Here is an 18,867-nt window from a genome sequence, read left to right on the forward strand (position 1 = left end):
GTTAGTGACCCGGACTGCGCGCTTCCGCTCCTTGCTCAGCCGTTCTGGTGCCCCGAGTGACCGAGCGCCCTGCCGCCACCCGACGGCGCCTGCGCCCGCTGCCCCTTCTCCACCACCGCGAACTGACCCATCATCCCCTCGTCCTCGTGGTAGAGCAGATGGCAGTGGTACATGTACGGCGTGTCCGGATCCGCCGGTCCGGTGAAGCGCAGCGCCAGCTTCATCGTCGTCCCGTTCGGCAGGAACACCGTGTCCTTCGGCCCGCGCAGCGCCGGCGGCGGTGCTTCACCGTTCACCGCCAGCACCCGGAACTGCACGTCGTGCACATGGAAGTTGTGCGGCATGCCGTTGCTGTTGCGGACCGTCCACACCTCCGTGGTCCCGCGCGTGACCGTCTCGTCGACGCGGCCCATGTCCATCGACCGCCCGTTGATACCGGACCGCTTCAGGTCGAAGTGCCGCCCGCGCACCGCATCAGTGCCGTCGGGTGTCTCCAACTCGCCGAGTACGGGCGGTATCGCGGGCGACGGCCGGAGCTGTCCGGCTGCCCGCAGCTCCAGTACGTCGAAGGAGTCGTCGCCCCCACCGAACCGCCGATTCCAGCTGTCCCCGTAGTTGTCCTGCGGAAAGCTGCGCAGCATCACGCGCTCACCCGCCCGCATCCGTACGACGATCTCGGCTCGCTCGCCCGGCGACAGCTGGACACGGTCCATGGACTCGGGCCGCTCCAGCAGGCCTGCGTCCGTCGCTGTCAGCGAGAAGGCACGGCCGTCCGGGAATCCGAAGGAGTAGGTGCGTGCCGTCGAGGCGTTGAGCAGCCGCAGCCGTATGAGCTCGTCGCCGACCTCCCGGTAGGGACGCAGCGTGCCGTTGACCATCGTCCGGTCGCCGAGGAAGCCCACGTTCTGCATGATCTTGTGGTCGCCGTCGAGCTTCGCGCCGTCGAAACGCACGTCCTGCACGATGACGGGCAGGTCGTCGACGCCGTACCGCTTCGGCAGGGCGAGCTTCGTGGACCGCTGGTCGTCGAGGATGAACATGCCGGCCAGGCCCTTGCGCACATGCCGTTCGGTCACGCCGTGCGGGTGCGGGTGGTACCAGAGCGTCGCGGCGGGCTGGTCCACGGTCCAGTGCGGAGTCCAGGTGCCGCCGGGGGCGATCATCTGGTGCGGGCCGCCGTCCATCCGCGCGGGCAGGTGCATGCCGTGCCAGTGCACGCCGGACGCCTCGTCGAGCCCGTTCGTTATGCGTACGCGGACCTTCTCACCGCGGGCCGCGCGCAGCGTCGGGCCGAGGTAGGAGCCGTTGAAGCCCCAGGTCGGCGTCTTGCGGCCGGCCTCGAACTCCGTTTCGCCCGCGCGCATGCGCAGGTCGAAGACGCGGGTGCCGTCCTTGTCGACGGACGACTCGGCCAGGGGCGGTATCGCCAGCGCGTTGTCGAACGACGCCTTGCCGACCGTGCTGACGTCGGCGCCGGTCCACAGCCAGGCGAACAGGCCGCCGACCGCCAGCACGAGGACCGTGACGACAGAGCCGAGAACGATGAGGACGCGCTTGAAGCGAGACATGCTTCGAGCGTCCCTGTCCGCCGCCCGCCGAACATCCGGGTCGTCCCCCGAACCACCCCGAGTCAACCCCCGCCGCTCGTCCGGGGTTTCCCCCTAGGGCCTGGGCGACCGCCACCTCATCGGCTCGGCCGATCGTCGGTTGACGTACCGTCAGGCCCCGTGCTGTGACACGTACTTCCGGGCGGCGTCCAGCGACTCCGGATGCAGCGCCTCACCCGCCGCCAGCAGCCGCGGCAGCAGTGTCCGCTCCGTCGTGACCGCCCGGAACTGCAGCGCCACCGTCACGTCGTGATCCGGGCGGTGGATGATCTCCATCGGATCGCCCGCCCGGACCTCGCCCGGCTCGATCACTCGCAGATACGCGCCCGGCGCGCCCTTCGCCGTGAACCGCTTCACCCACTGCTTCTCACCCACATGGCCCTGGAAGGTGGCGCAGGGAATCCGGCCGCACGTGACCTCCAGCACCACCCCGGACCCGATCCGCCAGCGCTCGCCGATCAGCGCGCCGGACACGTCCAGGCCAAAAGTCGTGAGGTTCTCGCCGAACCCGCCGTTCGCCAGCGGCCGCCCCAGCTCGCGCTCCCAGTCGTCCAGGTCCTCGCGCGCCACCGCGTACACGGCCTGGTCGTCGCCGCCGTGGTGGCGCATGCTGCACACCTCGTCCCCGGCCACCCCGCTGGCCCCGATTCCCTTGGGCCCGGGTGCCGCCACCCGCACCGGCCCCTGCACCGGCCGCTTGTCGATCCCGGTCACGCCGTCCGGGTGATCGGTGTACGGCACGTGCTTCCTGAGGCCCAGGTTCACAGACAGAAGCTTCATGGCGGCACGGTAGGCGACCATGAGCCAAAGCGTCCATGCATTATTCGGCGCGATGTCCAAGGTTCGCTTATGCTCGACGGGTGATCGAGGCTCGTCATCTCCGTGTGCTGCGCGCCGTCGCCACCACCGGTTCCTTCTCCGCGGCGGGGCGCGAACTGGGCTGCACCCAGCCAGCCGTCAGCCAGCAGATGAAGGCCCTGGAAGCGTCCGTCGGCACGCCGCTGCTGGTCCGCAGCGGGCGTGAGATGCGGCTGACCCAGGCCGGCGCGGCGCTGGTGCGGCACGCCGCCGGGATCCTGGCGGGACTCACCGCAGCCGAGGAGGAGGTCGCCGCCATCGCCGGGCTGCGGGCCGGGCGCGTCCGCCTCGTCTCCTTCCCCAGCGGCAGCTCCACCCTCGTCCCCACCGCCCTCGCCGCCCTGCGTGCCGCGCATCCCGGCACCCGCGTCTCCCTGGAGGAGGCCGAACCGCCGCAGTCCGTCGAGCTGCTGCGCGAGGGCGACTGCGACGTGGCCCTCGCCTTCCGGTACGAGGGTGCCGCGGGCGCCCCGGAAGGCGAGTGGGACGACCTTGTCGTACGCCCGCTGCTGACGGACCGTCTCGTCGCCCTCGTACCCGAACGGCACCGGCTCGCGCGCACCGCGGCCTCGGGGTCTGTCGCCATCGGGGAACTCGCGGCCGAGCCGTGGATCGCCGGATGCCCGCGCTGCCGGGGGCAGTTGATCGAGGTGTGCGAGAGCGCGGGCTTCACGCCCCGTATCGACTTCGCCACCGACGACTACCCGGCGGTCGTCGGCCTCGTGAGCGCCGGCCTCGGCGTGGCCGTCCTGCCTCAGCTCGCCGTCGAGTCCGTACGGCCGCGAGGCGCGCGCATGGTGACGCTGGAGCCGGCGGTGCGGCGGGAGATCGTCGCCCTCACCCTTCCCGACCTCGCGCAGGTGCCGGCGGTGGCGGCGACGCTCGAACAGCTGACGCGGGCGGCTGCCCGCTAGCGAAGGCGAGGGCACCGCCTGGCGAAGGCGAGGGCACCGCGAAAAAACGAGGGCACGCGTGCGCGTGCCCTCGTTTGAAGAAACGTTCCTTCAGTTGGGGGGACCGGCCTCTCCGCTGGTCGTCGATGCCGAGACCAGCCGGTTGCGCGCCCGCCCCATGAGCTCCTCGCGTTCGTCCTCGGTCAAGCCGCCCCACACTCCGTACGGTTCGCGTACGGCCAGCGCGTGCGCCGCGCACTGCGCGCGCACCGGGCACCTCATACAGACCTCCTTGGCCGAGTTCTCACGAGCGCTCCGGGCCGCACCGCGCTCACCCTCCGGATGAAAGAAGAGCGAGCTGTCCACCCCGCGACAGGCAGCCAGCAGCTGCCAGTCCCACAGGTCCGCGTTCGGTCCGGGAAGGCGGGAGAAATCTGCCATTGCGTGACCCCTTGTAGCCGTTCTGGGCGGATACGGTGTCCACGACCGTACATCTACGATCTAAGGAGATGAAAATATGACTCATTGCGAATCTAGCCTCAGACGCCAATAAATGGGAAGAAAAAGGGCTGAATGGGGCATGGGTTGTGATGAAACATTGAGGGTCCGTCGTGCATGTCTGCCCCGTGTCCGACCCCTCACGTAGAGTGCCGAAGATGGCATACGGCCCCGTAACTCTTTCGAGTGACCGTCGTTGAGAGGGCGGAGGCGGTTGAAGGAACAAGCGCTCGGGCAGGCGTCCGAGACAGTCGACCGCACAGGTGACGATTTCGTACCAGCCTGGAGGCTCAAGGTGACGTGCATCAGCTGCGGAGGGCGGCCATGACATCCGTCCTCGTCTGCGACGACTCCCCGCTTGCCCGAGAGGCGCTTCGCCGCGCGGTCGCGACCGTGCCCGGCGTCGAGCGCGTGACGACGGCGGCCAACGGCGAGGAAGTCCTCCGCCGCTGGGGCGCCGACCGCTCGGACCTGATTCTGATGGACGTACGCATGCCCGGTCTGGGCGGCGTCGAGACCGTGCGGCGGCTGCTGTCCGCCGACCCCGGTGCGCGCATCATCATGCTCACCGTCGCCGAGGACCTGGACGGCGTGGCCCTCGCGGTCGCCGCCGGTGCCCGCGGCTATCTGCACAAGGACGCCTCGCGCGCGGAGTTGCGCGCCACCGTCACGCAGGCCCTCGCCGACCCCACCTGGCGGCTGGCCCCGCGTCGACTGCGGTCCGCCGAGATGGGCGCCGCGCCGACGCTCACCGCGCGTGAGATCCAGGTTCTGGAGGGCATGAGCCACGGCCGCTCCAACGCCGAGATCGGCCGCGAGCTGTTCCTCTCCGAGGACACCGTCAAGACGCACGCCCGACGCCTGTTCAAGAAGCTCGGCGCATCGGACCGGGCGCACGCGGTGGCGCTCGGCTTCCGGTGGGGCCTGGTCCGGTAGGTGGACCTCAGCGGGGGCACGGGGATCCCCGCCCGCCGCGTGGTGGGCGGGGCTGCTTTTCACAGCGCGGGTCGGCGCGTGTACCGCAAGGTGAGCGGTGGTGGCAAAGCGGCCTGCCGGGTGCCCGCTGCTCGTTTCGGCGCGGATGCCGCATCCTTGAGGTGTGGAGTCTCTCGGGGACGAGTCGGTCGAGCGGAAGGGGAGGGCGCAGGGGATGAGTGCCGGCGCACCTGCTCATAACGCTTCAGTGCACAACATCGGGCGTGATGCCGCGGACCGTACGGCCGCAGGGCACCATGGACCGATGCGCGACGACGAGGCGGCTTATGCCCAAGGGGCGATCGGTGCACTCGTCCACCGCGCCGTGGACGGGGACGAGCAGGCCACGCACGATCTGCTCGCGCACGTCCACCCCCTGGCCCTGCGCTACTGCCGCACCAGGCTGTCCCGCCTTCCGGGCGACGCCCGCCACTTCGTCGAGGACCTCGCCCAGGAGGTCTGCGTCGCGGTCCTCCTCGCGCTGCCGCGCTACAAGGACACCGGCCGCCCCTTCGAGGCGTTCGTCTTCGCCATCGCCGCGCACAAGGTGGCGGACCTGCAGCGGGCGGCGATGCGCCACCCCGGATCGACGGCCGTGCCGTCCGACGAGATGCCGGAGCGCCCGGACGACTCCCTGGGCCCGGAGGAGCGGGCGCTGCTGAGCAGCGACGCCGAGTGGGCCAAGAAGCTGCTGGCCAACCTGCCTGAGAACCAGCGGGAGCTGTTGCTGCTGAGGATCGCGGTGGGGTTGACCGCGGAAGAGACGGGCCAGATGTTGGGAATGTCACCCGGCGCAGTGCGGGTGGCCCAGCACAGGGCTCTGAGCAGGTTGCGCGCGCTGGCCGAGCAGTAGAGCTCCCTTGAGCGCGCCCCAAATGAACAGGCTTCTCCGCGGTTCCGTACGAACATACGAAGCCTGAAGCCGCCCGGAACCGTGGAATGAGTCAGCCATGCTTCCCGTTAGCATGGACATCCGCACCGATCAAGGCCATTTGGGGAAGGTGTCATGACTGCCAACGTCGACGGAGTGCCCGGAAAATTCGCGACACTCGGGCTGACCTACGACGACGTGCTGCTGCTGCCGGGTGCATCCGAGGTGCTCCCCAACGCGGTCGACACCTCGTCCCGCATCTCCCGCAACGTTCGGGTGAACATCCCGCTGCTCTCGGCGGCCATGGACAAGGTGACCGAGTCCCGCATGGCCATCGCGATGGCCCGCCTCGGCGGCGTCGGTGTGCTGCACCGCAACCTCTCCGTCGAGGACCAGGTCAACCAGGTCGACCTGGTGAAGCGGTCCGAGTCCGGCATGGTCACCGACCCGATCACGGTGCACCCGGAGGCGACCCTCGCCGAGGCCGACGCCCTGTGCGCCAAGTTCCGCATCAGCGGCGTCCCGGTCACCGACCCGGCCGGCAAGCTCCTCGGCATCGTCACCAACCGTGACATGGCCTTCGAGAGCGACCGCAGCCGTCAGGTGCGCGAGGTCATGACGCCCATGCCGCTGGTCACCGGCCAGGTCGGCATCTCCGGCGGCGACGCGATGGAGCTGCTGCGCCGCCACAAGATCGAGAAGCTTCCCCTGGTCGACGAGGCGGGCATCCTCAAGGGCCTCATCACGGTCAAGGACTTCGTCAAGGCGGAGAAGTACCCCAACGCCGCCAAGGACTCCGAGGGCCGACTCCTCGTCGGTGCCGCCGTCGGCGCCAGCCCCGAGGCCCTGGAGCGCGCCCAGGCGCTCGCCGAGGCCGGGGTGGACTTCCTGGTCGTCGACACCTCGCACGGCCACAACAGCAACGCCCTCAGCTGGATGTCGAAGATCAAGTCCAGCGTCGGCGTCGACGTGATCGGCGGCAACGTCGCCACCCGGGACGGCGCCCAGGCGCTGATCGACGCGGGCGTCGACGGCATCAAGGTCGGTGTCGGACCGGGCTCCATCTGCACTACCCGCGTGGTCGCCGGCATCGGCGTCCCGCAGGTCACCGCCATCTACGAGGCCTCCCTCGCCGCCCGCCCCGCGGGCATCCCGCTGATCGGCGACGGCGGCCTGCAGTACTCCGGCGACATCGGCAAGGCGCTCGCCGCCGGCGCCGACACCGTGATGCTGGGCTCGCTGCTGGCGGGCTGTGAGGAGTCCCCGGGCGAGCTGCTGTTCATCAACGGCAAGCAGTTCAAGTCGTACCGCGGCATGGGCTCGCTGGGCGCCATGCAGTCCCGCGGCCAGGGCCGGTCGTACTCCAAGGACCGCTACTTCCAGGCCGAGGTCGCCTCCGACGACAAGCTCGTGCCCGAGGGCATCGAGGGCCAGGTGCCCTACCGCGGCCCGCTGGCCAACGTGCTGCACCAGCTCGTCGGCGGTCTGCGCCAGACCATGGGCTATGTGGGCGCGGCGACCATCGGCGAGATGGAGACCAAGGGCCGCTTCGTGCGGATCACCTCCGCCGGTCTCAAGGAGAGCCACCCGCACGACATCCAGATGACCGTCGAGGCGCCGAACTACAGCCGCAAGTGACGGCCACGCACGCGTGAGGCTCGCTCAAGGGCGGTCCCGGAACCTCCGGGGCCGCTCTTGTCATACCCGTCGGCGATACTGGAAGACGCTGAAACGCATCAGGGAAAGGCCACAGACGTGACTGAGATCGAGATCGGGCGCGGCAAGCGCGGCCGCAGGGCGTACGCCTTCGACGACATCGCCGTCGTCCCGAGCCGCCGTACGCGGGACCCGAAGGAGGTCTCGATCGCCTGGCAGATCGACGCCTACCGCTTCGAGCTGCCCTTCCTGGCCGCCCCCATGGACTCGGTCGTCTCCCCGGCCACCGCGATCCGCATCGGCGAGCTCGGCGGCCTCGGCGTACTGAACCTCGAAGGGCTGTGGACGCGGTACGAGGACCCGCAGCCGCTGCTCGACGAGATCGCCGGGCTGCCCACGGAGGCCGCCACGCGCCGTCTCCAGGAGATCTACGCCGCCCCCATCAAGGAGGAGCTGATCGGGCAGCGCATCAAGGAGGTGCGCGACTCGGGCGTGGTCACCGCCGCCGCGCTCTCCCCGCAGCGCACCGCCCAGTTCTCCAAGGCGGTCGTCGACGCGGGCGTGGACATCTTCGTCATCCGCGGTACGACGGTCTCGGCGGAGCACGTCTCCGGTGCGCACGAGCCGCTGAACCTGAAGCAGTTCATCTACGAGCTCGACGTCCCGGTGATCGTCGGCGGCTGTGCCACCTACACCGCGGCGCTGCACCTGATGCGCACCGGCGCGGCGGGCGTCCTGGTGGGCTTCGGCGGCGGCGCCGCGCACACCACGCGCAACGTGCTGGGTATCCGGGTGCCGATGGCGACGGCGGTCGCGGACGTGGCGGCGGCCCGCCGTGACTACATGGACGAGTCCGGCGGCCGGTACGTGCACGTGATCGCGGACGGCGGTGTCGGCTGGTCCGGCGACCTGCCCAAGGCGATCGCCTGCGGCGCCGACGCGGTCATGATGGGCTCTCCGCTCGCGCGCGCGACCGACGCGCCGGGCAAGGGCCACCACTGGGGCATGGAGGCCGTCAACGAGGAGCTGCCGCGCGGCAAGAAGGTCGGCCTCGGCACGGTCGGCACCATCGAGGAGGTTCTGACGGGCCCGTCCCACACCCCGGACGGCTCGATGAACTTCTTCGGCGCCCTGCGCCGCGCCATGGCCACCACCGGCTACAGCGAGCTCAAGGAGTTCCAGCGCGTCGAGGTGACGGTGGCGGACTCGCAGCACCAGCGCTGACGCCGCGCCCGGCCCGAACGAAAGGGGCCCGGACCACCGAGAGGTGTTCCGGGCCCCTTCGCATGCGTGCGGGACGGCTCAGGCCGCGGCCTTCTTGGCGCCGGAGAACGCGGCGAACGCGCCGATGCCGAGGAAGACGAAGGTCAGAGCGTCCGCATCCTCGCTCCAGACCTTGGTCACCACGTCGAAGTAGTCGGTGAAGACCGTGGTCACGGAGACGCCGAGCTCGTCGGCGCCGAGCGCCGCGATGCCGATGAGCTGGCCGAGGTAGACAGCGCCCAGGGAGAGGATCGCGCTCACCATGGGCAGCGCCGGGTTGGCGCCGCCGATCTTGCCGGCGGCGAATCCGATGACGAAGCCGACGCCGACCGCGGCGTAGCCGATCTCGTACTCGGTGGCGCCGACGATGCCGCCGTAGATACCGGCGGTGACCAGGGCCGCGACGACGGCGGCGACGATGCCGAGGGCGATGTTGTTGCGCGCGGGCGGGGCCGGGGGTACGGCGTCCGGCTTCTGGGCGAACGGGTTGCCGTCGGTGGGCTGCGGCGGAACTGACTGGGTCATGACAGGAATCCCCCCACGGGACTGTGGTCCCCCCACGGGACCTTGAATGAGCGGTGTGACTGCGCACGACTGTGCGACGAGACGCCGAAGAGTAACAGGCCGGCCGCCCCGGTTCGCCAGTGTTTTCGCGGGGCGGCCGGTGGCACCGGCGGTCAGAGCCGGTGCGCCGCCCCCATCGGCGTGGCCCCCCGCGTGTCCAGCAGGAGTTGGGCCTTCACCGACAGGCCCTGGAGGTCGTAGGTGCGGTGCTGCTGGAGCAGGATCGTCAGGTCGGCGTCGGCGGCCGCGTCGTAGAGGGAGTCCGCGCGCGGCACCGGGCGGTCCAGGATGTTCCAGGACGCGACGTGCGGGTCGTGGAAGCTCACGGAGGCGCCCAGTTCCATCAGGCGGATCGCGACTTCCTGGGCGGGCGTGGACTGCTGGTCGGCGACGTCGGGCTTGTAGGTGACGCCGAGGAGGAGGATGCGGGCGCCGCGCGCGGACTTGCCGTGCTCGTTGAGGAGGGTGGCGGAGCGCTGGACGACGTAACGGGGCATGTGGCTGTTGACCTGCTGGGCCAGTTCGACCATCCGCAAGGTGCGGCCGCGCGAGGTCAGCTCCTGCGGGACCGCGTGTCCGCCGACGCCGGGGCCGGGGCGGAAGGTCTGGAAGCCGAACGGCTTGGTCTCCGCGCAGCGGATGACGTCCCACAGGTCGACGCCCAAGTCGTGGCAGAGGACGGCCATTTCGTTGACGAGGGCGATGTTGACGTGCCGGAAGTTGGTCTCCAGCACCTGCACGGTCTCCGCCTCACGCGGTCCACGCGCGCGTACCACCTTGTCGGTGAGGCGGCCGTAGAAGGCCGCGGCCGACTCGGTGCAGGCGGGGGTGAGGCCGCCGATCACCTTGGGGGTGTTGGCGGGAGTGAAGTCGCGGTTGCCGGGGTCGACGCGGCTGGGGGAGTAGGCCAGGTGGAAGTCGCGGCCGGCGCGCAGCCCCGAGCCCTCTTCGAGGAGCGGGCGCAGGACGTTCTCGGTGGTGCCCGGGGGGACGGGCGACTCCAGGATGACGGTGGTGTGCGGGCGCAGGCGTCCGGCCAGGGTGCGGGCGGCCGCCTCCACCTGGCTCAGGTCGAGCCCGCCGTCCGCTTCGCGCGGGGTGGGCGCGCAGATGACGGCGGTGCGCACACGGCCGAGCTCGGCGGGGCTGGTGGCGTGCCGGAAGCCCCCCGCGAGCATCCGGCGCAGCTCGGCGGGGCTCAGGGAGCCGGCTTCGGGCCCGGTCCGGTAACCGAGCGTGGGGATGCCGGCGGCGACGGCGGCCTGGGCCAGGGGCAGGCCGTACAAGCCGAGTCCGATGACGGCGAGATCTGCGGGCATGGCGTGGGCCGTCCTTCCCGATAACCGATGTGGGGCAGGTGCGCAAGCCCTGTGGACAGGACGAGGGAGCGCAATGTCAGACTAGGAGTAAATATGACCGATTTGCGGGATTGGATGTTGGCGTTTCCGTGAGTGTTGTCCACAGGCTGGGGGCGCGTGGTGGCTGAAGTCGGGCAACCCGGTCAGAATTTGGGCATGGGGGGTACGAACCGGGCTTCGCCCGACGGGTGCGGCCTACGCGACCGATGAGCGGGAGGCAGCGGTGAGGACAGCGACACTGGGGCCGGCGGAGCGCGCCGAGTCACTGGCATCAATGGCCGAGCGCGAGCTGGACCTACTGGTCGTGGGCGGCGGCGTCGTGGGCGCGGGCACCGCCCTGGACGCGGCCACTCGCGGACTGTCCACCGGCCTGGTCGAGGCACGTGACTGGGCATCGGGCACATCGAGCAGGTCCAGCAAGCTGATCCACGGCGGCCTGCGCTATCTGGAGATGCTCGACTTCGTGCTCGTCCGGGAGGCCTTGAAGGAGCGCGGCCTGCTGCTGGAGCGGCTCGCCCCGCATCTGGTGAAGCCGGTTCCGTTCCTGTACCCCCTGCAGCACAAGGGCTGGGAGCGCCTGTACGCCGGTTCGGGCGTCGCGCTCTACGACGTCATGTCGATGGCCCGCGGCCACGGGCGCGGCCTGCCCCTGCACCGCCACCTGAGCCGCCGTCACGCCCTGCGCGTCGCCCCCGCCCTGAAGAAGGACGCGCTGGTCGGGGCGCTGCAGTACTACGACGCCCAGATGGACGACGCCCGCTATGTGGCCACCCTCGTGCGCACGGCGGCGGCCTACGGCGCGAAAGTCGCCAACCGCGCGCGCGTGACCGGGTTCCTGCGTGAGGGCGAACGCGTCGTCGGGGCCCGGGTGCAGGACGTCGAGGGGGGCGGGGAGTACGAGATCCGTGCCCAGCAGATCGTCAACGCGACCGGTGTGTGGACCGACGACACCCAGTCGATGGTGGGGGAGCGCGGTCAGTTCCACGTACGCGCTTCCAAGGGCATCCACCTGGTCGTACCCAAGGACCGCATCCACTCCACGACGGGGCTGATCCTGCGCACCGAGAAGTCCGTGCTGTTCGTCATCCCCTGGGGCCGGCACTGGATCGTCGGCACGACCGACACCGACTGGGACCTCGACAAGGCCCACCCGGCCGCGTCCAGCGCGGACATCGACTACCTGCTGGAACACGTGAACTCCGTGCTCGCGGTGCCCCTGACGCGCGACGACGTGGAGGGCGTGTACGCGGGACTGCGGCCCCTGCTCGCCGGCGAGTCGGACGCCACCAGCAAGCTGTCGCGCGAGCACACCGTGGCGCACCCCGTGCCCGGGCTCGTCGTCGTGGCCGGGGGTAAGTACACGACGTACCGGGTGATGGCCAAGGACGCGGTGGACGCCGCCGTGCACGGTCTCGACATGCGGGTCGCCGAGTGCGTGACGGAGGACATTCCGCTGGTGGGCGCCGAGGGGTATCGGGCGTTGTGGAACGCGCGGGCGCGGATCGCGGCGCGGACGGGGCTTCATGTCGTGCGGGTGGAGCACCTGTTGAACCGGTACGGATCGCTGGCGGAGGAGGTGCTTGAACTCATCGCCGACAATCCCGCTCTGGGCGAACCCCTGCAGTCCGCCGACGACTATCTGCGCGCCGAGATCGTCTACGCCGCTTCGCACGAGGGGGCGCGGCATCTGGACGACGTGCTGACGCGGCGGACGCGCATCTCGATCGAGACGTTCGACCGCGGGACGCGATGCGCGCACGAGGCCGCCGAACTGATGGCGCCGGTGCTGGGCTGGGGCAAGGACCACATCGAGCGCGAGATCGAGCACTATCGGAAGCGGGTGGAGGCCGAGCGGGAGTCGCAGCGGCAGCCGGACGATCTGACGGCGGACGCGGCGCGGTTGGGGGCGCCGGACATCGTGCCGTTGTAGTGCACCGCTTGTAGCGCGCCGCAGAACGTCACTCGAACGAGTGGCCGGAGCTGGGATCTCTGCTCGAACCTCGGCCGTTCTATCAGGTGCGAGGGCAGAACTCGGCGGCGAGCAGCCGGGGTTCGAGGCCGGGATCTGCGATCGCCGTCGTGTTCACCCGGAATGTGAGGACACGACGACCGCCGACGGTGGCCGCGGAGCGCACGTAGCTGCCGGAGATGCGCCCGTTGTGCCCCCATACGACGGTGCCGCACGGCAGTTTCACGGGAATGAGTCCCATGCCGTACGAGCCATGTGCGGCACGGGTGTCGAGCATCTCGCGCAGCCAGCGCGGGGGCAGCAGTCGGCCGCCGAGCAGTGCGGCGTAGAAGCGGTCGAGGTCGGCGAGCGTGGTCACCAGCTCGCCCGCGGCGCCGGCCACCCGCGGGTCGAGTTCGGTGACGTCGGTCCCGTCGGTGGCGTAGGCGCGGCCGTGCGGGGAGGGAAGAGAGGTGCGGGACCCAGGGAAGGAGGTGCCGGTCAGGCCCAGCGGAGCGATGATGTGGCGCTCGGCCTCGGCGGCGTAGGAGCGGCCGGTGACCTGCTCGATGACCAGGCTGAGCAGGACGTAGTTGGTGTTCGAGTAGGAGAAGCTGCCGTGATCGGCAGGGGGGTGGGTGAGTGCGATGCGTACGGCCTGAAGCGGTGTGACGGGGACGGTGCCCCCGGTCTCGGCGGTGAAGTCGTGCAGGCCGCTGGTGTGGGTCAGCAGGGAACGAAGGGTCAGCGCGCGCCCGTCGTTGCCCGCCCCGCGTACCAGGCCCGGCAGATGCTGCTCCACCGTGTCGGACAGGGACAGTCGTCGTTCGGCGGCCAGTTGAAGGACGACCGTCGCGATGAAGGTCTTCGTGACGCTGCCGGCGCGGAAGTGGTCGGTGGGGGCGATGCCCTGGCCGGCCTGGGCGTAGCGGGTGCCGGTCTCCTCGAGGGCCAGCAGGGCCGCGGCGGGGACCTCGCCCTGGGTGACGAGCAGCGGAAGGAGGGCGCCCGTGGCCCAGACCGGGGGCGCCGAGGAGGCGATGGGGGCCAGGCCGAGGAGCGCCACGGACAGCAGGACGAGGAGGGACAAGGACACAGGAATGCCCAGTAGCGTCCGAAACGGCGGCATCGTCGGTCGCGCCATGCGGATTCCTTTCCTTGTCGCGGCTCATCATGCCGGGCGGCGGAATGTTCGATTCAGCTGGGCTCGGGTGCGTAGTGGCCGGGAGGTTCGGGTCGTGCGGTGGCGTGGGGGTGTCACGGGCACCCTGGGCGTTGGGCACTTGTCGGGTGAGAGACAATGGAGCCTCTGTCAGGGCGGGTTGTATGAGGGGACGCATGTCGGAGGCGGAGCGGGCGGGGACATCTCGTCAGGACACTCGTCAGGACAACCGGGAGCGTCTCCTCGCCGGGCGGTACCGGCTGGGCGATGTGCTGGGCCGAGGCGGCATGGGCACGGTGTGGCGTGCCGAGGACGAGACCCTGGGACGGACGGTCGCCGTCAAGGAGCTGCGGTTCCCGTCGAACATCGACGAGGAGGAGAAGCGGCGCCTGATCACGCGCACGTTGCGTGAGGCCAAGGCGATCGCGCGAATCCGCAACAACAGTGCGGTGACGGTCTTCGACGTGGTCGAAGAGGACGACCGGCCGTGGATCGTGATGGAGCTCGTCGAGGGCAAGTCGCTCGCCGAGGTCATCCGCGAGGACGGCCTGCTCGAGCCGAAGCGTGCGGCCGAGGTCGGCCTGGCGATCCTCGACGTGCTGCGGTCCGCGCACCGCGAGGGCATCCTGCACCGCGACGTGAAGCCGTCGAACGTCCTGCTGGAGTCCGACACCGACCGGGTCGTGCTCACCGACTTCGGCATCGCCCAGGTCGAGGGCGACCCCTCCATCACCTCGACCGGCATGCTCGTCGGCGCGCCCTCCTACATCTCCCCGGAGCGGGCCCGCGGTCACAAGCCGGGCCCCGCAGCCGATCTGTGGTCGTTGGGCGGGCTGCTGTACGCGTCGGTCGAGGGCGTACCACCGTACGACAAGGGCTCCGCGATCGCGACCTTGACGGCGGTGATGACCGAGCCGTTGGAGGAGCCGAAGAACGCGGGACCGCTGAAGGACGTCATCTACGGCCTGCTCACCAAGGACCCCGCCAAGCGGCTCGACGACGCCGGTGCGCGGGCGATGCTCAACGCCGTCATCCATGCGCCCGAGCCCAAGGACGAGCCGGAGCCGGCGCTGGATGCGACGAGGGTCGTGCCGTTGGCGCCGCAGCCGGATGCGCCTGCGGACAAGGGCCGTTCCGGTGCCGGGTCCGGGGGCAAGCGGGCCGAGGAGGCCGGGGAGCGGTTGCGCGGGGCGCTGCGTTCCGTGCGGAAGGCCGCGGTGAGTGCGGGGGCGGCAGGGGCGGCGGCTGCGGCTCGTACCAAGTCCGGGAGTGAGACGGCTGTCTCGGGGTCCGGCGGCGGCGCGGCCGGGGGTTCGTCCACGGGAGTGGGCGGGGCCGGGGCGTCGTCGGCGGCGGCAGGGAGTTCGGGCCGGACTTCCGGGGCCAAGGACGGAGCGGCTGCCGGCTCCTCTGCCGGGGCCGACAGCAGCGCCGGTGCCGGTGCCGGTGGCAAGGCCGGTTCCGGTGCCGCAGAGCGGGATGCTCGGACGGCGAACGGGCAGAGTGGCGCGCGGAGTTCGGGGTGGCCCGTGGTGCCGCCGCCGGATCTGCCGCCGCGGCCGGTGCCGAGAGCGCCGCTGACCGATGTGGTGCCGAAGCGGACACTGGTGATCATCGCGGTGGTCGTGGCGCTGGCCGTGATCGGAGTGGTGCTGGCCTTCGTGTTCGACGGGGACGGCGACGGGTCCAAGGCGTCCGCGAGCGGGGACAAGCCCAAAGCTTCGGCGAGCGCGGGCGCGGGCACCAAGCAGGACGAGAAGGGCGGCACGCACACGGACGGTGAGGCGACCGCGTCCACGGACACCGGTGCGGGGTCGGGATCCGGCAAGGAGACCGAAAGTACGCCGAGTGCCGGGGCGAGCGCGACCGGCGGGAGCGGTGCCGAGGCGGGGTCCGGGAGCGGTAGCGGTGCCGCGTCGACCCACAAGGGGAGTCAGGGGTACTCGATCGGGCTGCCCAAGGGGTGGAAGTTCCAGTCCGCGGGGTCGGCGGGGGACCGGTTCACCGGGCCCGACGGGCAGAAGCTGCTCGTCGCCTGGACGTCCACGCCGAAGGACGACCCGGTGGCGGACTGGAAGAACCAGGAGCGGGGCATGGTGCGCTCGCAGTACAAGAGGATCCGCATAGAGGAGGTGGACTACCGAAGTTGGAACACGGCCGACTGGGAGTTCACCTATGTCGAGGGCGGTACGAAGTACCGGGCGATCGACCGGGGGTTCGTCGTGAACGACCAACTCGGACATGCTCTGATGTACACCGCGAAAGCTTCGAATTGGGACAGTGAGCTGCGCAAGGACACATGGAAGACGCTGACGGATTCGTTCAAGCCGAAGTCGTGAAGTGAGCGGAATTCGGTTTGGGTTCGTGACGGCCGGGATTGAGGCGTGAGATCCGGCAACCCCTCTTTGTGAGTTGCCTCCGGCACGTATCGTGAGTGCTTGCGGACCGAACGCATTTGGTCGTGCGTCCGGAACGGGACGCAAGGCGAACGGAATTGACCAACCGGGCGGCCGGGGGAGGCAACGTGGACGACTACGCGGGTCGGGTACTGGCCGACCGCTACCGCCTGCCGCTGCCGCCCTCCGACGAGTACGAACTCACCGAGACCCGGGCCTTCGACACCTACAGCGGGCAGGAAGTCCTCGTCCGGCAGGTGCCGTTGCCGGAGGTCGTCGAGGCCGAGGTGCTCGACGCCGAGGGACTGCCCGACGGGTTCACCGCCCGGGACGCGCGGGAGCGTGGGGCGGGGCGCCGGTCCTCGACGCGGTCGAGTACACGTCGGCCCAGCGATCCCGCCGTACGGCGGGCGGTCGAGGCGGCGCAGGCCGCGGCGAGGATCCCCGACCATCCCCGGCTGGACCAGGTCTTCGACGTGTTCGCCGAGGGCGGTTCGCTGTGGATAGTGAGTGAGTTCGTGGCCGCGCGTTCGCTGGCCGCATTGCTCGCCGAGCAGCCGTTGACGCCGTATCGGGCGGCCGAGGTCGCCTCCGACGTCCTCATGGCGCTGCGGGTGCTGCACGCGCATGGCTGGGTCCACCGGAACATCACCGCCCGTACGGTGCTCGTCTGCGACGACGGCCGGGTGATGCTGACCGGGCTCGCGGTCGGGGCCGCGGAGGAGGCGCTGTGCGGGTATGACCCGGTGCCGGCCGAGGACGGTGACGGGGGCGGCGGGACCGCCGCGTTCGGTGGCGGGCCGACCCAGGGTGGCGGGCCGGCTCCGGGAGGCGGCTTCGGCGGCGCGGGTGGTCTCGGGGCTCCCGGTCGACCCACGGGTGCGGCCGCGGGCGAGGGGCCCGGCGTCGGTGGTACGGATCCCGAGGCCGCTCGGCGTGCCGCCATCGAGGCGCGTGCGGCCGGGGGGCTGCCGGTGCCCGTGGCCGACGCCGACAACGGGACAGCGGACTCGGCGGCGCCGCGCGGTGCCTTGGAGACCGGCGGGGACATCAGGGCCGCGCGGGCCGGGGCGATCGCCGCGTATCGGGCGGGCGCCCGTGCCGCGGCCCGGGTGCAGGAGGGCCAGGAGAACGGGCGCGTCGCGTTGCCCGGCGCCCGCCCGGCGCCCGAGGGCGACCCCGCGTCCCGGACCAACGGCGCGGCGCAGCAGCCGTACCCCTCCGGCAACGGCGTCACCACGTCCTCGGGGCAGATCGCCGACCCGTACGGCGTGCAGGCCTCACCCTGGCACGGCGCCGCGCCGCGCGTCGGGGTCGGCGGCGCACCGACGGAAGAAGGCCCCGAGCGCACGGCACTGCCTCCGGCGGGCCAGGGCGGTTTCCTCCCCACTCAGGGCCGCCCCGCGCCCGGCACCACCTCCGCCACAGGCACCCCCACCCCACCCCCGGCCGTCCCCGCCGCGACCCGCTGGGACGACCTCGTAGCAGGCACCCCCGGTCACCGAGGCCCCACCCGAGGCCCCGCCAGCGCGCTCGCCGCGGAGCGGGCACGGCAGGCTCGGATGGCCGTGGTCGGGCCCGTGACCGAGCGGTGGGCGCCGGAGCAGGCCGGGCCCGTGCATGAGAACTGGCAGCTCGCCGCGCCGATCGGCCCCGCGACCGACCTGTGGGCGCTGGGGGCGCTGCTCTTCCGGGCCGTGCAGGGGCATGCGCCGTATCCGGAGGAGTCGACGGCCGAGCTGGTGCAGCTGGTCTGCGCGGAGCCGCCCGCCTACGCCGAGGAGTGCGGGCCGCTCAGGCCGGTCGTGGAGTCGCTGCTGCGGCAGGACCCCACCGAGCGCCTGGACTTCGAGGAGCTGAGGGGCTGGCTGCGCTCGCTGGTGCGGTCGGCGCCCGAGCCGGAGGCCGGCGCGCATGTCGTCGCCGCTCCGCCGGCCGACCCGAACCGGCTGCCGATCGTACGGCGGCGGGGCGAGCTGGTGCGTCGGCGGCGGGCCGGGCTGCCCGCGCATCACGGGCGGCACAAGCGGGCCAAGCAGGAGAGCGCCTCGCCACGCAGACTCGGGCGTACGTTGCTGCTGCTCGTCATGCTCGGCATGGCCGCGGCGATCGCGTACGCCATGCTGTTCATGCCGAAGGCCGACAGCAGCAACGGCAGTACCGCCGACGCCGATCGCACCGGAGCCGCGGGCGGGGCCACTCAGGCGGGGCCCGAGCAGTCCGCCGACGCGAGCAGTGAGCCGCGGCCCGACCAGACCTCCCCCGAGTCCGGCAACAGCCCCTCGAAGTCGGCCGGTTCCACCGAGACGCAGACCACCGGCCCCGAGGTCCCCGACGGTTTCACCCTGCGCGAGGACGCGGCCGGTTTCCAGATCGCCGTGGCCAACGGCTGGAACCGCACACCGGAGAACGGACGCGGGCAGGTCGTGTACGCGCACGGCGACTTCGACCTCATCGTCGTGCCGGGCCGGGACACCGCGGACGAGTACGGCAACGACCCGATGGTCTACCAGCGGGAGCACGAGCGTGAGTTGCAGCCGTACCGGGACTCCAGCTGGGCCTCGTCCGGCGGGCTGAAGACGATTCAGGTCGGCGAGCGGACCATGGCCGAGGGGCAGTTCACCTGGACCGACGACCAGGGGCGCGAGCTGTTCGTGCGGAACGTCGCGATCCTGATCGGCGGGCGGTACCACGTGGTGCAGTTGCGCGGGCCGGAGGCGGAGCGGGACGAGGTGACGCGGCTGTTCGAGCAGGCGTCGGCGACGTACCAGGTCACGGGATGAACGCGCCTGTCGACCCTGCGTGATGGTTGCGTCCC

General features: G+C 71.1%; 14 protein-coding genes. 8 read left to right on the forward strand and 6 right to left on the reverse strand.

All coding sequences use genetic code 11. The features are described 5' to 3' along the window. Positions 1–35 precede the first annotated feature (35 nt). A complete protein-coding gene (locus PBV52_RS29530; RefSeq protein ID WP_274242427.1) occupies positions 36–1,568 on the reverse strand; it encodes a multicopper oxidase family protein in 1,533 nt (510 codons plus the stop codon). 150 nt (positions 1,569–1,718) lie between these two features. Then, complete coding sequence (locus PBV52_RS29535; RefSeq protein WP_274242429.1) at positions 1,719–2,387, reverse strand: MOSC domain-containing protein; 669 nt, start codon at positions 2,385–2,387, stop codon at positions 1,719–1,721. 80 nt (positions 2,388–2,467) lie between these two features. Here PBV52_RS29535 and PBV52_RS29540 point away from each other — a divergent pair, with 80 nt between their 5' ends. Next, complete coding sequence (locus PBV52_RS29540; protein ID WP_274242430.1) at positions 2,468–3,379, forward strand: LysR family transcriptional regulator; 912 nt, start codon at positions 2,468–2,470, stop codon at positions 3,377–3,379. A gap of 90 nt (positions 3,380–3,469) precedes the next feature. On the opposite strand, the gene PBV52_RS29545 is transcribed toward PBV52_RS29540, so the two are convergent. Next, positions 3,470–3,799, reverse strand: coding sequence for a WhiB family transcriptional regulator (locus tag PBV52_RS29545; protein WP_274242432.1), 330 nt, complete (start codon positions 3,797–3,799; stop codon positions 3,470–3,472). Positions 3,800–4,180: 381 nt separating this feature from the next. Here PBV52_RS29545 and PBV52_RS29550 point away from each other — a divergent pair, with 381 nt between their 5' ends. The 4 genes from PBV52_RS29550 to PBV52_RS29565 all read left to right on the forward strand — a co-directional run bounded on the left by PBV52_RS29550 (position 4,181) and on the right by PBV52_RS29565 (position 8,582). Next, positions 4,181–4,792 carry a response regulator transcription factor gene (locus PBV52_RS29550; RefSeq protein WP_003948568.1) on the forward strand — a complete coding sequence of 204 codons (612 nt, stop codon included), beginning with the start codon at positions 4,181–4,183 and terminating at the stop codon, positions 4,790–4,792. A 304-nt stretch (positions 4,793–5,096) separates the two neighbouring features. Next, on the forward strand, positions 5,097–5,684 hold the full coding sequence (locus PBV52_RS29555; protein WP_128433187.1) for a sigma-70 family RNA polymerase sigma factor: 588 nt from the start codon (positions 5,097–5,099) through the stop codon (positions 5,682–5,684). A gap of 153 nt (positions 5,685–5,837) precedes the next feature. Further along, positions 5,838–7,340: an IMP dehydrogenase gene (gene guaB, locus PBV52_RS29560; RefSeq protein WP_274242479.1), complete on the forward strand. Its 1,503-nt coding sequence runs from the start codon at positions 5,838–5,840 to the stop codon at positions 7,338–7,340. A 117-nt stretch (positions 7,341–7,457) separates the two neighbouring features. Next, the gene (locus tag PBV52_RS29565) at positions 7,458–8,582 is read left to right on the forward strand and encodes a GuaB3 family IMP dehydrogenase-related protein (protein ID WP_274242480.1); all 1,125 of its coding nucleotides are present in this window, start codon (positions 7,458–7,460) and stop codon (positions 8,580–8,582) included. Positions 8,583–8,660: 78 nt separating this feature from the next. Here PBV52_RS29565 and PBV52_RS29570 read toward each other — a convergent pair whose 3' ends face one another. Beyond that, positions 8,661–9,146, reverse strand: a complete 486-nt coding sequence (locus PBV52_RS29570) for a hypothetical protein (protein ID WP_274242481.1) — start codon at positions 9,144–9,146, stop codon at positions 8,661–8,663. Positions 9,147–9,298: 152 nt separating this feature from the next. Next, the gene (locus tag PBV52_RS29575) at positions 9,299–10,504 is read right to left on the reverse strand and encodes a nucleotide sugar dehydrogenase (RefSeq protein WP_274242482.1); all 1,206 of its coding nucleotides are present in this window, start codon (positions 10,502–10,504) and stop codon (positions 9,299–9,301) included. A gap of 262 nt (positions 10,505–10,766) precedes the next feature. On the opposite strand from PBV52_RS29575, the gene PBV52_RS29580 reads away from it, so the two are divergent. Further along, positions 10,767–12,473: a glycerol-3-phosphate dehydrogenase/oxidase gene (locus PBV52_RS29580; protein ID WP_274242485.1), complete on the forward strand. Its 1,707-nt coding sequence runs from the start codon at positions 10,767–10,769 to the stop codon at positions 12,471–12,473. 82 nt (positions 12,474–12,555) lie between these two features. On the opposite strand, the gene PBV52_RS29585 is transcribed toward PBV52_RS29580, so the two are convergent. After that, a complete protein-coding gene (locus PBV52_RS29585) occupies positions 12,556–13,620 on the reverse strand; it encodes a serine hydrolase (RefSeq protein WP_274249664.1) in 1,065 nt (354 codons plus the stop codon). 209 nt (positions 13,621–13,829) lie between these two features. On the opposite strand from PBV52_RS29585, the gene PBV52_RS29590 reads away from it, so the two are divergent. Then, positions 13,830–15,992 (forward strand): protein kinase, encoded by a 2,163-nt coding sequence (locus tag PBV52_RS29590; protein WP_274242486.1) that lies wholly within the window; start codon positions 13,830–13,832, stop codon positions 15,990–15,992. A 185-nt stretch (positions 15,993–16,177) separates the two neighbouring features. Next, a complete protein-coding gene (locus tag PBV52_RS29595; RefSeq protein WP_274242487.1) occupies positions 16,178–18,832 on the forward strand; it encodes a protein kinase in 2,655 nt (884 codons plus the stop codon). Positions 18,833–18,867: the final 35 nt, after the last annotated feature.

The organism is Streptomyces sp. T12 (genome assembly GCF_028736035.1).
Lineage (GTDB): Bacteria > Actinomycetota > Actinomycetes > Streptomycetales > Streptomycetaceae > Streptomyces.